Below are 18814 nucleotides of genomic sequence, written 5' to 3' on the forward strand. Positions count from 1 at the left end.
CTCCCTGCTCAGTCAGTCCTGATTACCAATGATATTCACTTCGATTGCTGGCTTTTCTCCCGGGTAAATAAAGATCGAGCGTTCCAGTGGGATGCCGGACCTGGTATAGCCAATGCGCTCTACGTGCAGTGCTGGTAACCCTGTCTCGGCATGGAGGGACTCCGCATACCGCCCGCGCAACGCTGTGGCGCGGACCTTCTGTCGAAGCCGCTCAACCTGCAGCCCCCACTTCGTCTTCAGTAGCTCGTAGAGTGGCCCGTCAAGCTGCTCCTTTTCGATGCCAGGGACAAGCCCATACGGGAATACGCTGCATTCGAAAGCAACGATTTTATCGTCAATGTAACGCCGCCGGCGGATCGTAATAGTCAGGTCAGATGGGCGAAGGTTTAACACTTCGGTAATCTCCGCATTTCCACGGGCTTCACCAATGAGGATTTCAGTCACCTCGATGCGTGTGTCCTGAGCAAACCCGCCCATACTCTCAGAAATGGACGATATGGTCAGCGGCGACATGGTAGGTCCTGGTTCGCTGACATAGGTACCGGACTTTGGAATCTTATAGAGGAGCCCGCGCTGAACCAGCGTATCAATGGCGTTGCGAACAGTTGTGCGGCTCACGCCGAAGCGCTCCACAAGTTCCCGTTCAGGCGGGATACAGTCATGGGGGAGGAGTGCCTCTCGTACCTCTTGCTCGATGGCCGCGGCGATGCGTAGATGGGCTTTCTGGGTACCTTGGGATTCAGTAGCAACGACGTGAAGTCGAGGCTCGACACTGTTCGGCAGAAGGTTCATAGATTCCCTCTCTTAACTGTTGGTTTGTGAGGGGACCGCCCTAAAGCAGCGTTTCCACACTGCTGTTCAGACGGTACTGCCACGTTGGGCAACCCATGGTTGATGCCCTGAGCGCGCGGACAAAGCTCAGGCTTCCTGACCCGAACTAGAGCCTAGCGCCGACAAAGAGTTTACCTTATCAATCAAACACACCTGGTTCTTCTTGTGAGTTTCACAGGTCTGGTCTATGCTGTCATTTAGGTCTAGTCCAAAGATGGATTTGGATCGAACCAAAAATGTATGAGCTAGCATAGGAGCAGCAATGGCAAAACGCCTTCAACAAGGTCTTCATGGAATCTGCGCAATCAGCATCACACCCTTCCTTGAAGACGGTACCTTCGATGCGGAAGGCTACCGGAAGAACCTCAATTACATGATCGAAAACGGAGTAGACTCCACAAACTCAGTGATTGTCGTAGGCGGCAGCACCGGCGAATGCGGCGCAATGAGCCTAGACGAACGCAACCGCGTCCTCGATGTAGCCCTCGAATTCAGTGATCGACTCAACGTAGTTGCCGGTTGTAACTCAACGAACCTCGACGAAGCCATTACACTAGCCCGCTACGCCCAAGACCACGGTGCAATCGGCGCGATGGCACTCGCGCCCTACTACTACCCACCGAAAGACCGACGCAGCATCATCGGGTTTATCAAGAAACTTGCTTCCTCCGTAGACATCGGAATCCTGATCTACAACAACGTGGAAGTCATGGGACTAGACATGCCAGTAGACATCATTGACGAGCTTGCTGACATTGAGAACGTCGTAGGCTTCAAAGAATGCACCCCTTCCTTTTACAAAATGGGCAGAAGCGCAGACATCGCAGGAACCCGTCTCTCGGTCGTCAACGGCCACGGCGAGTTCCTTGAACCAATGGCAGCACTACTTGGCACCTCGGGCTTCATCTCGTCTATGGCGAACTTCGCGCCCAAACAAAGCGCCGCAATCTGGGCCGCCCGTAGTCGCGGCGACTTCGCAACAGCCAAAGAAATCCGAGATCAACTGCGCCCATACATGGATCTTGCGGTCCGTTTCTCCGGTGAAGGCGGCGAATACAAAGTGATAAGCCTCTTGAAACATGTCACTGATCTCGTCGGCTCAGTCGGCGGATTCCCAAGAATCCCATGCCCGACACTAACGGACGAGGAGAAAACAGAAATCCGCAAGACCATCGCCAAGTGTGGTCTGATCTGACCCTCAGCAAAATTGAAAGGAAAGACAATGAAGTCTTGGCGTAGCTTGGTTGCGGTCCTAGGAACCGCAGCTCTCACCCTCACCGCATGTGCTGGCGGAGCCTCCAACAAAGAAAACAGTGGGACTGGGGAACAAGTCACGCTCACTCTGATGCGTACCGGAACCCCGGAAATCCTCCGACCGATATTCGAGCCGATGATTGCGAAGTTTGAAGAAGCAAACCCCGGCATCAAAGTCGACATGCAAGACCTCGGCTGGAACGACGCCACCACAAGCATAGGTGTGATGGCATCATCCGGCACCCTCCCGGATCTGATGTACCACCTTCCCAGCGAAGTCTTTGATCTCGCGTCAAAAGGCCTAGTTACTGACCTGACCAACAAGCTGTCACCCAAATTGAAAGAGGACATCTTCCCTGCGCTCCTGCAAGCTGGGCAGTACGAAGGTAAACAGTATCTTGTGCCTGCGGGCGTGTCACCGCTTTTCCTCTGGTACAACGCGGAACTCTTTGAGAAAGCCGGTTTAGATCCCGACAACCCGCCAAAAACCTGGGAGGACCTACTCGCAGCCGGCCGACAGATCGCAGAAAAAACTGATGCGAGTGGCATCGCCCTGTTCTCAAAACCAGGAGGAGGGGAAACATCAGGCCTTTACGAATCGCTCTTTGCTGGAGCTATCGGTGGTTCTGCTTGGGATCCTCAGGCCAAACGCTACCTGTACGATGACTCAAAGTATGACGCGAAAGCTCTCCAGACCCTAAAGTTCATGCGAGAACTTGTGGACATCGCGCAGCCGAATGTCGTCGAATACGGCCGCTTCGACACGCGCACCCTGTTCCGGGACGGCCAAGTTGGTATGGCATTCGATTTGATCCACATGCAGAATCAGATCCGTGATGGCCTCAAAGACGGGAAATTTCGTGTAGCTGAGCTGCCAGCCCCAATGGGACAGACCTCAACCTCAGCCATCAGCGCTGGCGGCTGGTTCATTCCAACGAATAGCGCACATCCGGAAGAAGCAATGAAGCTTCTGGAGTTCTTCATGGAAACCGAAAACCAGATCAAACACACCGCCTACGGGTCGGCACCCATCCTCAAGAGCGAAGCCGCGACCTATCAGGGCGAACTGTGGAAGGTAGCTACCGCTGCGCTGGAACATGGCGTTGTGGAAGGTATCTCCCTCAAAACCGGTGCATTATGGACAGTCAACGGAGAGGAGCTTCAGCAGCTACTCACCGCCCAGAAGTCTCCTGAAGATGTTCTGCAGGCCATGCGTGAGAGGCACCAGGAAATCTACGAGTAAGACGAAATGGTTGGTGGGTGGCCACTAGGTCACCCACCAGCCTCTCATGGAAGGACCTCAATGAAGAAGTCTCTTACACTCGGGCTTGAACCCTACCTGTTCATCCTGCCCTTGGCGGCCCTCCTATTCGGAGTACTCGGCACGCCGATCGTCAACCTTTTCAAGTTCTCATTTGGTGACTCCAACGTTATCCAAGGCTATACGGGTTGGAACAACTTCGAGAACTACAAGTACCTGGCCACAGATGAATTCCGAGGCACACTCATCACCACCATCGTGTGGGTCGTCTTTGGTGTGCTCGGAGTCGTTCTGGTCGGCATGGCCGTCAGCTTAGCGCTCAACAAGCCATTCCGAGGACAAGCAATCGTGCGAGGCCTCGTCATCATTCCTTGGGTCGTGCCGCACGCCTTCGCTGGCGTCATGTGGACATGGGTGCTCCATCCGCAGTTTGGCATTCTGAACGAACTCTTGATGCAGTTAGGGCTCATCGATGCGCCCATCAGCTTTCTTGGACATGATACAGCATTGGCTATGGTGATTATCGTAAGAATCTGGCAGGGAACACCCTTCATGATAATCACAATGACAGCAGCCCTGAGCACCGTGTCTGAAGAGCTACTCGAAGCAGCAGAATTAGACGGCGCTGGTGCCATTCGCCGCTTCATCCACGTGACTTTACCTTCGATCCGTCCTGTCCTAGCAATCTCCATCCTCATGATAACCGCATGGACACTGCAGATCTTCGATTCAGTGTTCGTGATGACTAATGGCGGCCCCGGGCGTTCCACGCGAATTATCGCCCTCGACATTTACAACAAGGTGTTTATCGAGAACGACCTCGGCGGTGGAGCCGCCATCGCGGTAGTCACGCTCCTGGTCGTCACATTCATCGGATGGGTCGCGCTGAAAAAACAGGAGCAAAACAATGCGTAAAGTAACGAACAGGAAACGGACAAGCGGCAGCACACTAAGCCGCTTCTTCACTGCAGCGCTTCGATGGGGCATCATCATCTTCTGGGTTACTTTCACGATGCTTCCCCTTTATGCGGCCTTCTGCGCCTCACTCACCAAGTACGAAAACCTTGGTAAAAGTTTCCTTTATCCTGCGGACTGGCAGTGGAAAAACTATATCGACGTGTTCACCAGAATCCCATTGCTGAGTTTCCTGCGGGCCACGCTGATCTACGCGGTAGGGACATCACTGCTGTGCGTCCTGCTCGGCACATTCGCGGCTTACGCCTTCTCAAGGTTCAGGTTCGTCGGCAGGCAAACGATGCTGACCATCGTCTTTGTGTCTCAACTGGTCCCACAAGTTATCATAGTCATCCCGCTGTTCCTTATGCTTCGTGACATGCATCTTTATGACGCATACTTGGGGGTCATACTTGCGATTGTTTCCACCGGAATTGCTTTCACCGTGCTTCTACTGAAAAGCTTTTTTGACGGGATCCCTCTATCTCTCGAAGAAGCTGCCGCAATTGATGGGGCAAGCAGGATCAGAATTCTCACCCGAGTTGTCCTTCCCCTTTCAAAATCTGGAATCGCCACTGCGTTTGCTCTCTCTTTTTTCACAGGCTGGGGTCAGTACCTGTATCCGCTGATACTGACACGGCAGGCAGCAAATACTCCCGTCACGGTCGGCGTCGCGCGGCTCATTGACAACCAGACACCGTGGGAGATCGTCATGGCGGCCACGCTCATCTCGGTACTGCCTGCCGTGGTTATATACATGTTTGTTCAGAAATTCCTCACCCGAGGACTCCTCCTTGGAGCGGTCAAATGAATGACAAAGCCGAAAGAAAAATATGGGCGATGCAGCTAGTAGCGCCACAAAAATTTGAGCGCATCATGATCGATGCGCCTGATAAAGAAACTCTGGAACCAGGAGAAGTCATCGCTGAACTCGTCGCGGGCGGGCTGTGCGGCAGTGACCTCCCCACATTCTTCGGACGAACGAGCGGGTCCTCAAGCCGGGAAATAGTGCCCGGAGCGCCGATGCATGAAGTCGTGGGGAAAGTTCTTGCCACCCGATCTGCCAGGCTCAAAGTCGGGGACCTCGTCGTTGGGGCGCTACCACAGTACATTGGGATTGCGGAGCAGTTCCGCTGTCCGGACAGCAACCTTGTTCCAGTGGATCCGCGGCTTCCTCAGATCGAGGCAGTAACCGCCCAGCCGGTTGCTACCGTGCTGAACTCTGTCGCGAGGATTCCCGCCGAGCTACCTAACCGGCACGCCGCTGTATTCGGGCTTGGGCCTCTTGGTTTAGCTTTTTGCCATGTGCTCAAATCTAAAGGATTCGAGGTCACTGGCATTGACCGAGTTGATCGGTCTGAAGTCGCTGAACACTTCGGTATCGACCATTTCGTTCACGATTCGGTCGAGCAGTGGGTCCAGAAGGGAGAACAGACAGAGGCTCCCGCTGTGGTTGTTGATGCCATCGGGCACGATCAGGATTTGGTGATCGCCGCAATCAAGGCACTCGCCCCACACGGACACTTCGTAGAGTTCGGGCTTGCTGAAAAGTGGGCGGTCTTTCCCCTCAAGAAGTTCCTCCAAAAACATCTCTCTATGCATGCGTGTACGACAACCGACTGGATCCGTTTCCTTGAAGAAGGGCAACGTTACGTCGCAGAACACCCAGAGCTTTACGAGATCGGGGTGACTCACCGATTCCACCCGTGGGATGCTCAGAAGGCATTTGAACTGCATTCTGTTCCCCAGCAAGGCCGTCTTAAAGTGCTGCTCGTCCCAAGTATGGAAGCGCCTGCGGAATAGCTTCGCCCTCCTGAATACGTTGATTTGTTGGCTGAGGTGGCTCTCTATGATCGGGGTGCCCCTCAGTGAGCGGAGGCCCTGCTTTTGCGTGCGGGTAGAGCCGGTAGGGGCGGTGACCTGCCCCTCAGTGAGCGGAGGCCCTGCTTTTGCGTGCGGGTAGAGCCGGTAGGGGCGGTGACCTGCCCCTCAGTGAGCGGAGGCCCTGCTTTTGCGTGCGGGTAGAGCCGGTAGGGGCGGTGACCTGCCCCTCAGCAAGCGGGGCCCTGCTTTTGTGCGCGGGGCCTCTATCTCACACACAGCGAATCAAACAAGGTATTCCCTGCGTGCGCAGTCACTTCCGCTTCTCATCACTCGAGGGCGCTTCTGCGGCCAGCGCACGCTCAACCCGCGTGAGCGAAGAATCTCTCGCCACCCGAAGGGGTTCCCTCCCGTTGTTCTGCCGATTGAAGGATAAAACGGGCCTCCATTTGTGCCTCCCTCCTGTTGTTCTGGTGATTAGCGCCGAGTCGTTAGGCCTGAGCGACGTGACGTGACGGTAGAGTAGGAAAAAGAATCTTCCCAGCTTCGAGTGCCTGATACCTCGGCCCTGACCTCACAAACTTAAAGTACGGGTCCCAAAAAAGGGGCAGTGAGGCCCTGAACGAGGCTGACAAGAGGGACAACTGGGACAAAAAGTGGGACACCTAGGAGGCGGCCGATGGTAACTAGCCGTATCTTCAGTTGCAAGCCGTTGTGGAAACTCCTTATTGATAAGGACCTCAACAAGACACGGCTTCAAGACCTCGCAGGCCTCAGCCCGGCAACCATGGACACGCTCAACAAAGGCGGGAACGCTACCACTGAAGTCCTTGCACGCATATGTGAAGTCCTCGGCAGCGATATTTCCGAGATCTGCGAAATTGTGCCTCTTGAGACGCCAGAAGCGACTATAGACGACACTAAGGGAGAACAATAAATGCCACCGAAGAAGATCACGAAGACGCTCGAATGGACTCTGTGGGAAACTGCAGAGTCGATGCGCGCCAAAGGAAACCAAGAGGCGTCCGCGTACAAGCATGTGGTTCTCGGGCTCGTCTTCCTCAAGTACGTGTCCGACAAGTTCTCCGAGCGACGCCAAGAGCTTACTTGGGAGCTCGTGGACGAGGGCATCGAAGAGGACCAGATCTCGTCATTCCTCGAAGACCGGGACGAATATTCAGGCGAGAACGTCTTCTGGATTCCTGATGGTGCCCGGTGGGAGCAGCTGCAAGCCAAGGCCAAGCTGCCAGGTATTGGTCAGGCCATTGATGAGTCGATGCGACTCATCGAACGCGAGAACCCCACGCTGACAGGTGTGCTACCGCGCAACTACGGGCGTGAGGACCTTAAGGACGAAATGCTCGGCGAGCTCATCGACCTCATCGGCTCCATCGGTTTCGGTGCGGACGCCGATCACGGAGCCGACGACATCCTCGGCCGCGTCTACGAGTACTTTCTCGGCATGTTCGCCGGCTCAGAGAAAGGCAAGGACGGTGGCGAGTTCTACACGCCGCGCAGCGTGGTCAACCTGCTCGTCGAAATGCTCCAACCCTTCAGCGGCCGCGTCTATGACCCGTGCTGCGGTAGCGGCGGCATGTTCGTGCAGTCAGCCCGCTTCGTCGAAGCCCACGGTGGCAGCCGGGATGCTCTCTCCATCTACGGTCAGGAGAAGGCCGCCGCCACGTGGCGTCTAGCCAAGATGAATCTGGCGCTGCGTGGCATCGAAGCAGACCTTGGCCCGCGTGACGCGGAAACCTTTACCGAAGATCAACACCCTGACCTGCGCGCGGACTTCATCATCGCCAACCCGCCCTTTAACCTCAAAGGCTATTGGTCGGCAGTCTTGGAGGATGACCCACGCTGGGCTTACGGCACACCGAACGACTCCAACGCAAACTATGCGTGGATCCAGCACTTCCTCTACCACCTCGCCCCCTCAGGCTCAGCAGGCTTCGTCATGGCCAACGGCGCACTCTCGTCCAAAGCGAAGACGGACGGCACCATCCGTCAGGCGTTGGTCGAGGCAGACCTCGTGGACTGTATCGTGGCGCTACCCGATAAGCTTTTCTTCAACACGGGGATTCCTGCGTGCCTGTGGTTCCTCTCAAAGAACCGGCACGGCAACGGGCATCGTGACCGCCACGGTGAAGTGCTCTTCATTGACGCCCGCAATATGGGTGAAATGATTACCCGCGCACAGCGGCAGCTCACGGAGGTGGACATCGAACGCATTGCCAGCACCTACAACACGTGGCGCTCCCGCGAGGCACACGAGAACTACGAGGACGTGGCCGGATTCTGCAAGGCAGCCACTATCGAGGACATCCGGGACAACGACTTCATCCTCACCCCGGGCCGCTACGTCGGCGTTGCCGAAGTTGAAACTGACGATGAACCAGTCGACGAGAAGATCACTCGCCTCAAGGCAGAACTGTTTGCTGAGTTTGAGCGAGGACGCGAGCTCGAGACCGAGATTCGTACGCGTTTGGAGGCGCTCCGATGAGCGTTGTATTTCAGGAGGGCGTTCTCTCTGACATCGCTCGTGTGACTATGGGCCAGTCCCCAAAGAAGGAATTCGTAAGTACGACGGAGGAAGGCCTGCCGCTCCTAAATGGTCCGACAGAATTCGGAAACTACCACCCAACGCCAGTACAGTGGTCGACAAGCTTCTCCAAGACAGCAGAGCCAGGCGACATACTGTTCTGTGTCCGTGGAAGCACGACCGGTCGGATGAACTGGGCAGACCAGCAGTACGCAATCGGACGTGGAATTGCATCCATAAGTGCGATCAATCCACAGGAACGACACTTCGTGCGTGGCGCAATCGATCTTTTGTTGCCTGAACTCCTCGCAGCTGCAACCGGCTCGACGTTTCCAAATGTGTCACGTCTCCAACTGTCTGAACTGCCAGTTGCCTTACCTTCCGCAGCGGTCCGTACCGAAATATCTGGACTCCTGGGGGCCTTGAACGACAAAATCGAATCCAACCGCAACTTGACAGCGATTATCTCTAACCTCATTGATGCACTGATTAAGTGTGAGTTGTCCAAAGGTTCTGGGGATTCGTTTCCCGTGAGCAAACTCGCAAAGTTCGTCAATGGCGGAGCTTATACCAAAGGGGCTTCTGGGACTGGTCGCATGGTTATACGAATTGCAGACCTGAACTCTGGGCCGGGGGCTAGCACAATCTACAACGACATCGATGTGCCGGGTGATCGATTGGCCCACCTTGGTGACCTTCTGATGTCATGGTCCGGCTCCCTGGGTGTCTACGTGTGGGTTCGCGAGGAAGCGATCGTTAATCAACATATTTTCAAAGTTGTTCTCACTGACTTCCCTGCTTGGCTGGTTCACAATCGATTGAATGAGGCACTAAACGACTTTAGATCAATTGCTGCTGACAAGGCGACGACTATGGGACACATTCAGCGCAAACACTTGAATGAAACATTCGTGGAAGTTCCAGTTATGAGGCTTGAACGGCTCGATCACCTATGTGAACCTCTGTGGCATCGTTTTATTTCTGCGCAACTGGAATCTTTGCGCCTCGCTGCGTTGCGAGACTCTCTCCTGCCTGAGCTCATGAGTGGGCGGATGAGGGTGGATGAGGCTGGACAGCTCGTGAACAAAGCTCTTGATGAGGAGGTCGTGGATGTCTGAGAATAAGCGCGTGGAGGTCTCCTCTTCTCAGTTTCTCGTCTTCACTAGCGAAGCGAATGGCAGTATCGAGGTGCGCTACGAGGATGGCACGATTTGGCTGACGCAGAAGCTCATGGCGCAGCTGTTTGGCGTGGATGTGCGCACCATCAGTGAACACCTACGCAACATCTACAACAGCGCAGAACTCGAGGTAGAGGCAACTGTCCGGAATTTCCGGATAGTTCGATCCGAAGGCTCCCGGCAAGTAACACGCAATATCGACCACTATAACCTCGACGCAATCATTTCAGTGGGCTACCGGGTGAACTCAGTACAGGCAACGCAGTTCCGCCAGTGGGCCACCAAGGTACTGAGGGACTTCACACTGCGCGGCTACGTCATAGATCGCGCGCGCATGGAACAAGGTGAGATCCTCGGTGTGGACTACTTCGAGCAGCTCCTCGAGGAGATCCGAGAGATCCGCCTCTCCGAGCGCCGCTTCTACCAGAAAGTGACGGACATCTTCGCCACCGCTGTTGATTACGATTCCTCCTCCCCGCTTGCTAAAAGGTTCTTCGCCACCGTGCAGAACAAAATGCACTACGCGGTCCACGGCCACACCGCCGCAGAACTCATCAAACAACGCGCTGACGCCTCACTGCCGCACATGGGCCTCACCTCATGGAAGAACAGCCCCGACGGCAAGATCCTCCGCAGCGACGTCACCATCGGCAAGAACTACCTCACCGCGAAAGAACTCAAGGAGCTGGGGACCCTAGTAGAGGCATACCTCAATCTGGCGGAGTCGCGAGCACGCCGTCAGATCACCACGACAATGGAAAACTGGGTGGAATTTCTCGACCAAGTTCTCACGCTGGACGCCCGCGAGATTCTCGACAACGCCGGCACTATCAGCAAGAAAATGGCTGATGACTACGCCCTTAGGGAATTCGCGGAGTTCCGCAAGATACAAGACGCCCGCTATGTCTCAGACTTTGACCGCTTTGCCGCTGAGGCGCACAAAGCCATCGATGCAGGTAATGATGATGCTCACTGACAAATTCAACGAATCAACTGTGGAGCAGGCCGCGAAAGAATGGCTCGCGGAGATCGGTTACCGTACCGGGTACGCGCCCGTGGACGCAGCCGTGGGTGAGTTACGTGAGGCGCCCGGAGACTGCGTGTTGTGGTCGTATGTGGCGGAAACACTCGCCCGACTCAACCCTGCTGCTGCTCCTGATCTTATCCGTGCAGCTATGGTGCGAATTCAGCGCGCAGAGTCACAGGACGTGATGACTGAGAACCAGCGGCTCCATGAGTTGATGGTGCGCGGGGTGCCGGTTGAGATAACCGGGGATGACGGCAGGCCTTCCACGGTGCGCCTACGGCTCGTCGACTTTGATAACCCAGCGAATAATGACTGGCGGGCGCTCAACCAGTTCACCGTCATCGAAGCCGGTCACAACCGCCGCCCTGACGTGCTTGTTTTCCTCAACGGCTTGCCCGTCGGCCTGCTGGAGCTGAAGAACCCGGCCGATGAGAACGCGACTTTGCGCAACGCGTGGAACCAGATTCAGACCTATCGGCGTGAAATCCCCAGCGTATTCATCCCCAACGTCGTCACTGTTATCTCTGATGGGACCAGTGCGGCAATGAGTTCCTTTACTGGCGGGTTTGAGCACTACGCGCCCTGGAAGACCATCGACGGGCGAGATGTCATTACGAACCGGCCTGCCCTTGAGGTACTGCTCAAGGGCGTGTTCGCCCCCGAGCGGTTCCTCGACATCCTGCGAAACTTCGTGGTCTACTCTGATGAGTCGGTCACCGATCAGGCAACCGGGCAACGACGTCGCGCCATCATTAAACGCATCGCAAAGTACCACCAGTATTGGGCCGTCAACGCTGCTGTGGAATCAACGGTCCGCGCCGCAGGTCCCGGCGGGGACAAACGCGGCGGCGTGGTGTGGCACACCCAAGGGTCAGGCAAGAGTTTCGAGATGGTTTTCTACGCTGCCAAGCTCATGCGTGACCCGCGCATGACTAACCCCACCCTCGTGTTCATCACCGACCGTAACGACCTCGATGACCAGCTTTACGGTGAGGTGTTCGCGCCAGCGCAGATCCTGCCTGAAACTCCAGTACAGGCAACTGGCCGGGATGATCTTCGTCGCCTGTTGACCCGAGTCTCGGGTGGAATCATCTTCACCACGCTACAGAAATTCGCGCCCGGCCAAGACGGTGACACCAACCCTGTCCTCACCGACCGTCGCAACGTGGTCGTCATCGCCGATGAAGCGCACCGATCCCAGTACGGCTTCGAGGAAAGCCTCGACAGCCAAGGTAGGTTGAAAGCCGGACTAGCCAAACACCTGCGTGACGCGTTGCCGGGCGCCACTTTCCTTGGCTTCACCGGCACCCCGATTGAGACTAATGACCGTTCCACGCGCGCAGTCTTCGGTGACTACGTCGATGTCTACGACCTCACCCGCGCTGTGGAAGATGGGGCCACCGTCAAGATATTCTACGAATCCCGTCTGGCGAAAGTCGCTCTCGACGATGAGCAGCTCAAGGGCCTTGACGCATTGGTGGATGAGGCAAGTGAGGCGAGCGAGACAGAATCCGAGCAGGCCAAGAGCAAGTGGTCTCGCTTGGAAGCTCTCGTCGGTGCGGAGGCGCGGCTAGATGCGATTGCCGCGGACATCGTGACCCACTGGGAGAAGCGCCGTTCCACAATGGCCGGCAAGGCAATGATCGTGACGATGAGCCGCCGTATCGCCGTCGCCCTGTACAACAAGATCACGGCTCTACGCCCCAAGTGGCATTCCGATGAGATCGACAAAGGCCGTATCAAGGTCGTGATGACGGGCTCTGCTGCTGACCCCGCTGAGTTCCAACCGCATATCCACTCCAAAGATGAGCGACGTGACCTCAAACTCCGCGCGAAGAACCCTGATGACGAGTTGGAAATCGTCATCGTCCGCGACATGTGGCTCACCGGCTTCGATGCGCCGTCCATGCACACGATGTACGTGGATAAGCCCATGCAAGGGGCCGGGCTCATGCAGGCAATCGCCCGGGTCAACCGGCGATTCAAAGACAAGCCCGGTGGATTGATTGTCGACTATATTGGCCTGTTCGCATCCCTCCAACAGGCCTTGAGCGTGTATTCGCCCTCAGACCGTGAACAGGCGGGTGTGCCTATTCAAGAGCTCGTTGACGTTATGCTGGAAAAGCATGACGTGGTGCGCGGGATGCTCCACAGTATCACCTTTGATTCTTCACCGGACTTGCCCGCAAAGGATCGTCTGGCTCAGTACGCTGCAGTCCTGGATCACGTCCTATCTGACCCGGATCTCACCGCCCGGTACAACGATCAAGTGCTCGCCCTAGCGAAAGCGTTCGCACTCGTGGCCTCACGGTCTGAAGCTGAGGCTATCCGCAATGACGTACGCATGTTCACTGATGTGCGTGCCGCGGTATTGAAGATTCAGAGCCCCGATTCGGGTGAATCACGGCGCGGGGGAAGCAACCTCGATACCGTCCTTGGGCAGATGCTCAACGATGCGGTCACCTCAGATCAGGTGATTGACGTCTTCCAGTTCGCTGGAATGGACTCCCCTGAACTTTCCCTGCTTTCCGATGAATTCTTGGACTCTGTTGCACACTCCACCACTCCTAACCTTCAGCTGGGGTTGCTGCGGCGACTGTTGGGGGATCAGATTCGCACCGTCAGCCGGAAGAACCTGATTAAGGGGCGCAAGTTCTCCGAGATGCTCAGTGATGCGTTAGCGCGTTATACCAACCGGTCGCTTACCACGGCAGAGATCATCGCTGAGTTGGTCAATCTGGCCAAGGAAATGCGTGCAGACCGCGAACGCGCCCAGCAGATGGGACTGAGTGAAGCAGAGATCGCCCTCTACGACACGATCATCCAAAATGACTCCGCCATCCTCGAAATGGGTGATGAAACCCTGAAGACGATCGCTCGGGAACTGGTGGCCACGATCCGCTCATCTGCTACCTTGGATTGGACAGTCAAAGAATCCGTGCGGGCTCGCATGCGTTCGCGCATCAAACGACTGCTTGCCAAGTACAAGTACCCGCCGGACAAGCGCGAGCAAGCCGTGCAGCTCGTCATCGAACAAGCTGAACACTTAGCTACTGAGGAGCAGGACTAAGTGTGAGCCGTGTCTCTTCCGCGTTTTCAGTGGAAGGGGTACGTTCGCCGTACGCTCATTCACCGATCGGCCAGATAACGTGTCACCAAAGAAAAACGAATGTCCCGAGGAAACCGGAGCCAAGTGAGCCCTCAAATTCTGAGGCATCCCATGATGTAACCACGAAAACAAACCCGTCAGAGCATCCTCCAAAGTAAGGTAAGAAGCATGAGTGAAAAGTACGATCTCAATGAATTTCTTTTATCCCCTGATAGCTCAGCTTTTCCAAACGAGATGGAAGATCCTACGTTTCATTTGAAAACTTGGTTGGAATACAAAACTGGTAAAGGAGTTGAAGATCCTGACACAACAGAGTGGGATTTTTATCGGTCTTTCTGGCGTGACATCCCCGAAGAAAAGACGTTCGTTGAGTTGGCAGACAACTCAAAACTCTGCGTCACCGGTGACTGGATGTGTTCAGTCGCAACCACACTACGGAAAGGTCTCAGTATCTTCGTGAAGAGTGAAGGGCTAACAGATCTTTTTCCTCCCAGAGCACGTGATGGCATTGGAGGAATAAAAACCTACGCACCCATTTTGCTTCATGATTTAGAAAAGGAAGAGGATAAACAAGCCTTTCGATCCTTCTATAAGGATGGCGATTTTAGCCTGAATGAGTTTATCCGTCAGGCTTACACGCGAGCGAACCTCATCATCGTGCCTAAAGGTTTGAACGGCGCACGAGGAATAAATGCAACCGTTCAGGATTACTGGGATCTCACCCTTGAACACGTGTACCTACCTCAAGAGGAATGTGGAGAGCTGTCTGAATATAGGGAAGCATTCGGGCGGCTTTTCGATAAGTACGGTAGAAAAGGGTTGTTCTTGGAGCAGTGGCTCGACGACGAAGACAAGTTAATACCTTTACCTGAAAAGAAAATTAAGTCGCTTGACGATTGGCGAAAACTTGTAGAAGCGATGACTGACAGAATTAAGAATCGCCGCAAGGAAATAGACGAATATCTCAATTCATAAAACCAGTAATCCTCGCCCGTCGTAGACGCCCGCATACTCCCAGCCGGGAGTGGATTGGATCAAGTCGCAATAGCGGGAAATCTAGGCAAAACATGAACTCGTCAACGCTCGCCGAAATTTAGACTCCCAAGGGCATACTTGCCAACGTAACCTCAGCTTTATCAAATCCGAGGTCATAGAGTGGAGCGGGCGACGGGAATCGAACCCGCCTCTGAAGCTTGGGAAGCTTCCATTCTACCGATGAACTACGCCCGCAAGAATTTGAGATTCTGTGCGCCGGTGAAGGCACTCGTACATCATACCGATCAGTGTGCTTTACGTCCATACGTCCCGCAGTGTTTTGTTGTGACCTGCGCGTGGTGGCATGTGAGATATGCGTGATGATACAGGTGCTGGGGTGTTTCCTCGGTAATTGTGCTTCGTGTTTCTTTTGGTGTTCCTCTCAAAATTCGTCTGAGGGGTTTGAGTTTTCGTGATAATTGTTAGGCTTGACAGGTAATCTCACTCATAATCAATGGGGGGGGGCGAGGCCCAATGCAATATTCAATACGTACTCGGCAAACTTTGGTTGCTATTGGCGTTACTCTTGCTCTGCTTGCTCCGGCGAGTATTGCAGCGGCTGTTTCGGAGGACGCGACGCCTCTAATAGCATCAGAGACTGAAGGACCTATTGTCACAATAGAACAAGCGCAAGCAGCTGTTGCAAAGGCGCAGGCTGCTGTGGAAAAAGCTGAATCTCATTTAGCTGATGTGACAGCTGAAACTTCGCAAGCTATCGCAGCATATGAGAAGGCAGCGCAGGCTTTGAAAGCTGCACAGGCAGGTGCTGATGAGGCGCTGGCGGCAGCTGAAGCTGCTTTGTCAGATGAGCTAAAGAAAGCTGAAACTAGCGTAGCTGAGGCACAGGCTGCTGCTTCGGCAGCACAAGAAAAGCTTGCTCAAGCTAAGGAAAAAGCTCAAGCAGCAAAGGAAACGCAACAAGCGGCACAAAATGCTGTAGATCAAGCAGCGCAAAAACTTTCCGAGGCTCAGGCGGCTGCACCCAGCGAGCAGGATTTAACGGCAGCGCGGAATACGGCGGCAACAAGTCAGGCGAGCGCGGATGAAACGGCGGCACAGGCCAGGACTGCGGCGCAGGAACTTTCTGAGGCCGAGAGTGCAAAGTCGTCAGCGGACGCGACTTTAATGCGGGCAACTGCGGCTCGTGTAGCAGCTGATGCTCAACTGGCGGCTGCAACTGCGGTTACTCAACAAAAGGCGGCAGATTTAGCGGCAGCACAGCAAAAGAAATCGGATGTAGAAGCTGTCATTAATTCTGATGCGGCCCTTCGTGAAGCGAAAGAAGCTTTAGATACCGCGCAAGCAGAATTAACAACGGCTCGTGAAAATTTGACACAAAAGCGTGCTGCTCAGGAAGCAGCGGCCAACGCTGTTGCTGCTCAGCGTCAGGTCATTGAGCAGGCGCAAGCACGTGCTGCTGCTGAGCACGAAAAGTGTGCGGCGGCCGATCAGCTTGTGATAGATAAGCGGGCAGCTGAAAAAACTGCGGATGAGGCACATAAAGCTGCTGTTGCGGCTGAAACTGAAAGTGTCGCGGCTGCGGGAAATCTGACCACAGCTAACCTGGCATTGCAAGAGAAACAAAGAAAAGAGCAGGAAACAAAGACCGCTCTTGATGCTTCTAAAGCTCAAGCTCAGGCACAGTGGGATAAAGGTTCTGTAGGTTTCTTTGAACAGAACGGGTCCACTAAAGCGCTGCAAGAATTTAAGACGACCTATAAAGTCCGTCGTAATCTTCAGGGCGAACAGGCTGAGACACCGATTATTAATTTCACGACTGTGGGTGCGGTGAATGATGCAACCTCGCTTGATAATATGTTGAAGTCTTTGACTTTTATTGATAAAGGTAACGTCTACCGTCAAGCGGGTGACAATAATTTTCCTGCTTCCTCGGCACTGAAGGTGACCGATCACCTAATGGCTATTGCGCAGATTAATGCGAACTATTCTCGCGATATTAGTTTTGGTCATTCAAGTAACTGGGGGCTTGATTTGGCAGGCCTTCAAGGGGCCGGCGAAAACCTCGCGTGGAGTGACGATGCTTATGACGGTTGGTACGTGGCTGAAAAACAGTTCTACGACGAACATCATGGGCCTGTGGGCTATGGTGATAATCTTTCGGCACGTTATGGTCGTTGGCTGGTCAATACAACTGGGCATTATGAGTCTTTGATGAAGTCTGACTACCTATACACAGGCTTTGGGTATCGCTCTGGCTCAGTAGTGGCTGAACAGTTTTTTGCTGTGGCTCCTGCGGGGGAACAGACCTACACGGTTGAGCAGTACAGGAATCGTCTGACTCAGTACATGAATGATCTGCGTGAAAAAAAGACGAACGGTGATCCTCAGTTAAAGTCTGCTCATGATGCTGCGGTTGCTGAACTAGCTCAGGCCCAAAGTGCTGCGGATACCGCACAAGCACGGGCAGCTCGTGCGCTTCCTTTGGAGCAAGCGACGGCAGCAAAAGAACGGGCTAAAACAGCGTATGAGACCGCTGTTTCTGAACGTGAGGCCGCTGAAACCGCGCAACCTAAACAGCAGGCAGCCTGTGCTGAGGCAGATCAAGCCGTAAGTCGCGCGCAAGCGGATCTTGCCCCACTGCAAGCAGCAAAAACTACAGCAGACGAGAATGTTGCAACTGCGGAAAATGCTGTTCGCACAGCATCTGAAAAGAAAGATGAAAAGCAAGGAAAATTTGATGCAGTTGCAGTAACTAAGGAAGATGCAAAGAAAGCACTGGAGGAAGCGCAAGCAGCTCTTGAAAGTGCACAAGCAGCGCTGAGTGCCGCACAAAATGCTCAGACTCGCGCCGCAACTGAGGCTGCTGCGACACAGACTCAGGAAACCGCTGCCCAAGCAGCAACGGCCGCTGCATCTGCCACTGTTGCAGAGAAAACAGCAGCAAATAATAGCGCTCAAACAGCTGCGCAAACAGCAGCTCGTAACGCTGCGCAAGCTGCTGCATTGCTGAAACCTCTGGAAGAAGCACAGGCCGCATTGGAAGCCGCGCAAGCAGCGAAAGCCGCCGCAGATCAAACCCTTGCAGCAGATACCGCTGCGGCTAATGCTGCAAATAATGCGGTGACAGAAGCGACTACCGCGCAGGAAAACGCAGAAACAGCTCTTGCTGCTGCACGCACACACTTGACAAATACTCAATCACTGCCAAGTGTTCGTACATGGTTGGCTGCTCCGGCAACTTACACGCTGCCAGAGTTCTTGGCGCCCGCATACGCCACGGTTTTGCGGACAGCAACGGCTGTTCAGGAAGCAGCCGCTGGGGTTACGGCTGCAACAACACCGGAGTATGTGCAAGCAAAACAAAAGCGTGCAACTGCTGAAGCAGAGTTAGCGCAGGCGCGTGCCAGCTTGGAACGCGCGCAAGCACGGTTAGATGAGCTGACCGCGCAGGCTAATGCCAAAGCAGAAGCTGAAAAGCGAGCAGAAGCTCAAGCCAAAGCAGATGCTGAAGCACAGAATACCCGTAAGAAGAACGGCCGAAAGAATACGCTCGCACATACGGGCACAGACTTCACAACCGTTCTTGTAGCTTCAATGCTCACGCTTATGGGAGGTTCAGTAGTTCTAGCAGCTCGTCGGCGCAAAGACTGCTGATAATCATTCCTGAGACTCTCAGTGCATGAATAAGGAAGCACCTGGCTGAACCGTAACTGGTCAGTCAGGTGTTTTCTATGCTCAGGTACCTGCCCGAAGGCCAATACTTCACGAGATTACGTCCTACCCGTGCGTCTTGAGGGTGTGCGCGACTTTTCTTTATGTCGTCGCGTTTATCCATTGGTCC

Annotated in this window: 13 protein-coding genes and 1 tRNA gene; 12 read left to right on the forward strand and 2 right to left on the reverse strand. The window is 54.5% G+C overall.

The genetic code is table 11. The features are described from left to right. Window positions 1-12: 12 nt before the first annotated feature. Window positions 13-792 (reverse strand): GntR family transcriptional regulator, encoded by a 780-nt coding sequence (locus LRP54_RS05715; RefSeq protein ID WP_231235326.1) that lies wholly within the window; start codon window positions 790-792, stop codon window positions 13-15. A gap of 301 nt (window positions 793-1093) precedes the next feature. Here LRP54_RS05715 and LRP54_RS05720 point away from each other — a divergent pair, with 301 nt between their 5' ends. From LRP54_RS05720 to LRP54_RS05770, 11 genes are all read left to right on the forward strand, one after another. Next, the gene (locus tag LRP54_RS05720; protein WP_231235327.1) at window positions 1094-2026 is read left to right on the forward strand and encodes a dihydrodipicolinate synthase family protein; all 933 of its coding nucleotides are present in this window, start codon (window positions 1094-1096) and stop codon (window positions 2024-2026) included. Between the two features lie 27 nt (window positions 2027-2053). Next, window positions 2054-3328, forward strand: a complete 1275-nt coding sequence (locus LRP54_RS05725; protein WP_231235328.1) for an ABC transporter substrate-binding protein — start codon at window positions 2054-2056, stop codon at window positions 3326-3328. Between the two features lie 60 nt (window positions 3329-3388). Beyond that, the gene (locus LRP54_RS05730) at window positions 3389-4261 is read left to right on the forward strand and encodes a carbohydrate ABC transporter permease (RefSeq protein ID WP_231235329.1); all 873 of its coding nucleotides are present in this window, start codon (window positions 3389-3391) and stop codon (window positions 4259-4261) included. Further along, a complete protein-coding gene (locus tag LRP54_RS05735) occupies window positions 4254-5111 on the forward strand; it encodes a carbohydrate ABC transporter permease (protein ID WP_231235330.1) in 858 nt (285 codons plus the stop codon). The genes LRP54_RS05730 and LRP54_RS05735 overlap by 8 nt, the downstream gene beginning before the upstream one ends. Before the next feature lie 65 nt (window positions 5112-5176). After that, window positions 5177-6103 (forward strand): zinc-binding dehydrogenase, encoded by a 927-nt coding sequence (locus LRP54_RS05740; protein WP_231235362.1) that lies wholly within the window; start codon window positions 5177-5179, stop codon window positions 6101-6103. Between the two features lie 697 nt (window positions 6104-6800). Further along, window positions 6801-7058 carry a helix-turn-helix domain-containing protein gene (locus LRP54_RS05745; protein ID WP_231235331.1) on the forward strand — a complete coding sequence of 86 codons (258 nt, stop codon included), beginning with the start codon at window positions 6801-6803 and terminating at the stop codon, window positions 7056-7058. Beyond that, the gene (locus LRP54_RS05750; protein WP_231235332.1) at window positions 7059-8624 is read left to right on the forward strand and encodes a class I SAM-dependent DNA methyltransferase; all 1566 of its coding nucleotides are present in this window, start codon (window positions 7059-7061) and stop codon (window positions 8622-8624) included. Beyond that, a complete protein-coding gene (locus tag LRP54_RS05755; RefSeq protein ID WP_231235333.1) occupies window positions 8621-9781 on the forward strand; it encodes a restriction endonuclease subunit S in 1161 nt (386 codons plus the stop codon). Before LRP54_RS05750 ends, LRP54_RS05755 begins: the two co-directional genes overlap by 4 nt. Continuing rightward, window positions 9774-10817: a virulence RhuM family protein gene (locus LRP54_RS05760; protein ID WP_231235334.1), complete on the forward strand. Its 1044-nt coding sequence runs from the start codon at window positions 9774-9776 to the stop codon at window positions 10815-10817. The genes LRP54_RS05755 and LRP54_RS05760 overlap by 8 nt, the downstream gene beginning before the upstream one ends. Next, on the forward strand, window positions 10807-13938 hold the full coding sequence (locus LRP54_RS05765) for a type I restriction endonuclease subunit R (RefSeq protein WP_442984623.1): 3132 nt from the start codon (window positions 10807-10809) through the stop codon (window positions 13936-13938). The genes LRP54_RS05760 and LRP54_RS05765 overlap by 11 nt, the downstream gene beginning before the upstream one ends. Window positions 13939-14145: 207 nt before the next feature. After that, entirely contained in the window at window positions 14146-14952 is an 807-nt protein-coding gene (locus tag LRP54_RS05770) for a hypothetical protein (RefSeq protein ID WP_231235336.1), read from the forward strand. Between the two features lie 181 nt (window positions 14953-15133). Here the strand turns inward: LRP54_RS05770 and LRP54_RS05775 are convergent. After that, window positions 15134-15207, reverse strand: a tRNA-Gly gene (locus LRP54_RS05775). Window positions 15208-15486: 279 nt separating this feature from the next. Between LRP54_RS05775 and LRP54_RS05780 the strand changes: the two genes are divergently transcribed. Further along, a complete protein-coding gene (locus LRP54_RS05780; RefSeq protein WP_231235337.1) occupies window positions 15487-18627 on the forward strand; it encodes an LPXTG cell wall anchor domain-containing protein in 3141 nt (1046 codons plus the stop codon). The last annotated feature ends 187 nt before the right edge of the window (window positions 18628-18814 follow it).

The sequence above is a fragment of the Schaalia sp. lx-100 genome, from assembly GCF_021083625.1.
In the GTDB taxonomy this organism is placed as follows: Bacteria; Actinomycetota; Actinomycetes; order Actinomycetales; family Actinomycetaceae; genus Pauljensenia.